This is a genomic window from Sulfolobales archaeon (assembly GCA_038897115.1).
In the GTDB taxonomy this organism is placed as follows: Archaea; Thermoproteota; Thermoprotei_A; order Sulfolobales; family AG1; genus AG1.
This window is the reverse complement of record JAWAXC010000149.1, coordinates 1-4,176: the sequence shown is the minus strand read 5'-3', so window position 1 is coordinate 4,176 and position 4,176 is coordinate 1. Positions and strand designations below refer to the sequence as shown.

Below are 4,176 nucleotides of genomic sequence, written 5' to 3'. Positions count from 1 at the left end.
GCTCCTCCAGGTATTGGTAAGACAGCGGTTCCCATGACAATTCTACTGGCTATTCTAAGGGGTTATTTTCCATATGCTTCCTCTGTGATCCATGTTGCTCCTATGAGGAGCTTGATCGATGATCTGGCTGATAGGTTGAGGGGATCCCTGGCTAAGCTGGTGGGCGATCATCTATCTATGGAGCTAGTTGCTAGGCAACATGGTTTTGCCCATGAGACATATGGGCTTATGGCTCCCTATACTATTACTACGTTTGATACATATCTATATAACTTTTATAAGCTCCCAACCAACGAAATAATAAAGATCTATGAAGGTAGCTATGGTCATTATGAGGTGCCGAGATCATCGATATTATCGGCTCTTAATTTTTTAGATGAGGTTCACATGGCCATAGAGGAGGGATCTATAATGGCTGATGCTGTAGCCGAGTCTATCAGGGCGCTTGCAAGTTTTAAAGTACCCACTGTGATTTCAACAGCTACTCTCTCGAGCTATCTCCTTAACCATATATCAGGGCTTGTTGGGAAAAACTCCATAGAGTTAATTGATTATGAGGAATATCTCAGCTCACATGGGGCTGATGATTTCTATCTAGTGGAATCTAGCAAGGTATTCAAGCCCTTAGCTGGGAATCCGCTGGTAAAGGTTAGAGATCTATGTGGTGTTGATGAAGAACCCCTTAGAGAGTTAGTTAGGGAGCTTCTAGATTCTACTGAAAGTGGATATAGGGCCTCCATTGTTGTTAACGCTGTTGAGATCGCCAAGTGTATATATCTAAAGCTCAGGAATCGTGGAAATGTGATCCTGATCCACAGCAGGTTTAACCCAAAGGATAGGTTGGATAAGCTCCAGGCTCTGAAAAGCGGTAGAGGCGTGCTACTGGTGAGTACGCAGGTTTTGGAGGTCGGTGTTGATGTAAGCTTTGATGCGATGATCTCGCAGATCTCGCCTCCAAGCAGCTTGATACAGAGGATGGGGAGGCTTGCTAGGGGTGAGAAATCTATCGAGGGTAGGTGGGCTATCATCACATCTGATGAGGATCTTTCTAAGGGTTCTGGTGTCTATCCTCTGGATATTGTGAATATAACATGGGATATCCTTAGCTCCATAATAGGCTCTGGAAAGATGATCAACTGGCATCTCCCAAGATCTATAGATGGGAGTTTCAGAGGGTACATGGATATCCTAGATAGTGTCTGGACATCGAGCAGCTTGAATAAACCATATCTAGGATCAGAAAGCTTTTTCAAGGCCCTTACAAGTCCATCAATAAATTCCGAAGAGGTTTTCAAATTTCTAAAGATCATTGGAGGCTTTAGGGATGAAAATATATGCTCATTATACGTTTATGAGAGAGATGTGTCTGAGTTGCTAGATATAAGGAACATATGGTCTAGATCGATTCCTATATCATGTGAACATATGTTATCCTATATCGAGAAGGCCATTGGTAAGGGCTATAATATCTATATTCTTGAGAGAAGAAAGGCTAATAATGGATCTTTTATTGGTCTAGATACTGATTATTCTCAAGTAGATCTTATGAAGCTGGAGAACCTTAAAGCAGAGCTTCGCAAAGATCCTCTATCCTTTACCATAAAATATCTAGGTGTTGCGATTCCATCGACACTCTATGATGGGGGTGTCTATGGGATTGGCCTCAGAGATGTGTAGAGGATCTTATATTGCTGGGTGTAACAAGGAATACAAGGATCTTTGTTGCGAGACTATGGAGGATCATGTAGGTTCTATGCTTGAAGCCTATAGATCTTTGGATGATGTGGTTAAATCCTCTATTAGGGGTATATATGGGGAATACATAGATCTTGTTAAAGCTCTAGCTAATACAAGCAACGCTAATATAGATTTAGAAGGTGTAGCAGATCTCCAAAGTTGCGATCCTGTAGAGCTTGTTATAGCCTTCCACGATCTTGGTAAATGTACTAGGAGGAGCCAGGAAAGTCTTAGAAATAGATGTACAGCACCTAACCATGAGATTGTTTCAGCAGCCTCCTTATACGCTTTCTCCATCTCCATTAACAAGGATTTCGGCTTTATTGTTGTTCTACCCCATATTATGGCTATTCTTCTCCATCACCATCCAATAAGATCTATAAAAGATATTTTGAGCAGTGTTTCGAAAATCAAGCTATTCGAGAATAGCGATTCACCTAGCGTTATAGAGTGTGCTAAGATCTCTCTCGACAAGGCTTGTCCGGTTCTAGCAAAATACGTCTCCGACGCTAAATGGACATCTAATATATCAAAATTAATCAATGAGCTATCTAAAATAATCAACTTCGTGGAAAACCTTAGAAAAGGGAATAATCCTATAGCTAAGGAGATCCCGCTGCTGGTGTATAGAATAGCTGTGATGATCACAGGCATTATATCTGTTTTAGATAGATATGCCGCGTCAATAAATAGATCCTGTGGCAGGATCTCTGAAGAACACCTCGATAAGGATGTTAGCGAGTACTTTAGGAGAAGAAGAGCTTTTGCAGAGGCTTCTAATGCATTGAGTGCTAGGGGGATCTAATTGGCTAGGATCCTTGTCTCCACCATAGGTTTTGATGAAAAGTTTGTAATAAGGGCCTTGATAAAACACCTAAGCAACATAGATAGCTTCATAGGTATTCTATCCACCCCTGTGGAACAGAGGGCTAGGCAAGCTGCTGATAATATAGAGAAGTTTATAGAGAAATACATGGATAGTGGGAAAAGGATCCCATATAGCTTCGAGGAAATCGATGTCTCAGACCCTTATACAGCGATCGCAAAGATCAGAAGGATCTTCTCCCCAGAGAACGAGTATATAGTTAATCTAAGCGGTGGGATGAGAGCGCTCATCATAACAGTTCTCATAGCATTCGTGATAAGCAGGGCTAGAGGTATAATTGAAATTGAGCTCGAGAACTTCCTAGGAACGATATCCATAGATCCGAGAGTATTAATAGCAGGACCTCTAAGTAGCGATGAAGAGAAAATAGTTAACACAATAAAGAGGCTTGGAAAAGCAACCTATAGAGAGATAATCAAGGAAACAGGAATCCCAAGAGCAACAGTCTTTAAACACCTCTCGATATTGAGAAGCAAAGGGGTTATTCAGCAACAAAGAGAGGGTAAAAATACATATTACTTATTAACAAATATCGGGAAAGCCCTAGCTGACCCTAGCTAATACATAGGCTGCGTGGAGAAAATGTAAAGGGGGTGTGTAGGGATATCAATGCTAATGATGTGGCAAAAACTTTAAGGGATGATCTTGTGAGGATTATAGGGAAGCTAGGTGAAGTTCCTAAAAGTATGTGGAAGAAACAGATAGAAGAAACTTCTATGGCTTATACTAGTTTTAAGGAGAATATAGATCTGATTAGAGAAGATTAGAGTTAGGCTGCGTGATGGGGAGCTCTTCATAGAGTTGGGTTATGATAGCAATTGTCGTGAGATGGTTGACGGAGTTGTTGATGAGATTGAAGAGGTGTTAACCTCCTCTGAATAAGGCTCTATATAGTTGTGAGTGGGCATATTCTTCTGTATTGGCATGATATGCATTGTCTATCTGATGGGTTTGCTGTTGGGGGTTCTTCGGAGTTTATTATGGTTTTCAGCTTTTCTAGTTTTTTCCTTATGCTGTCTAGATGTTCTTCTGTGATTGGTATGTCTAGGGTTATCTCGCCAGCTTCTACTAGTATCGCTCTTTCTACTGGGGCTATTGTTTTGTTTGCTAGGTATGCGTATGCTAGTAGCTGTGTTCTCACATGGTTCTTCCTTGTTCTCCTATATAACTTGATCTCTGCTATTGTTAGTCTCTTCCCCCCTGCTATGAGGTCTATGCATCCTGTGAGCCCTGTTTCTGGGTCTTTTAGGCAGGCCTCGATTCTCCATGGTTTCGGTAGCCCTAGTTTAGATGCTATTTCCTCTTTATAGTTTGCCTCTGCTTTTTCCCTGGCTATTTTCATGCTATCGGTTGGCGGTTCGATCCACCCTGTCTTGGTTATTAGCCATGGTATTGCTGGGCAGTAATCCATCTGTTTTAGCATTGATGGTGATATGCTATAGTATCGATATGGGTTTTGGGCCAAGGCCCCACTCCCTCCCTATGACTATTCTTTTCTCCCAGTCTCTGAGGCCTAGGGTGAATATGTGGATTACATCGCTCTCTTTCTTAAT

At 41.5% G+C, this 4,176-nt stretch carries 4 protein-coding genes; 3 read left to right on the top strand and 1 reads right to left on the bottom strand.

The features are described 5' to 3' along the window. The 3 genes from cas3 to csa3 all read left to right on the top strand — a co-directional run. On the top strand, positions 1-1,677 hold a 1,677-nt coding region (cas3, locus tag QXE01_11885; GenBank protein MEM4971938.1), incomplete at its 5' end, for a CRISPR-associated helicase Cas3'. Next, on the top strand, positions 1,652-2,542 hold the full coding sequence (locus tag QXE01_11880; GenBank protein MEM4971937.1) for a CRISPR-associated endonuclease Cas3'': 891 nt from the start codon (positions 1,652-1,654) through the stop codon (positions 2,540-2,542). The genes cas3 and QXE01_11880, both read left to right, overlap by 26 nt. Then, positions 2,543-3,184 carry a CRISPR-associated CARF protein Csa3 gene (gene csa3 / locus QXE01_11875; protein ID MEM4971936.1) on the top strand — a complete coding sequence of 214 codons (642 nt, stop codon included), beginning with the start codon at positions 2,543-2,545 and terminating at the stop codon, positions 3,182-3,184. 325 nt (positions 3,185-3,509) lie between these two features. Here the strand turns inward: csa3 and cas4 are convergent, their stop codons facing one another. Further along, positions 3,510-4,088 (bottom strand): CRISPR-associated protein Cas4, encoded by a 579-nt coding sequence (gene cas4 / locus QXE01_11870; GenBank protein ID MEM4971935.1) that lies wholly within the window; start codon positions 4,086-4,088, stop codon positions 3,510-3,512. Positions 4,089-4,176: the final 88 nt, after the last annotated feature.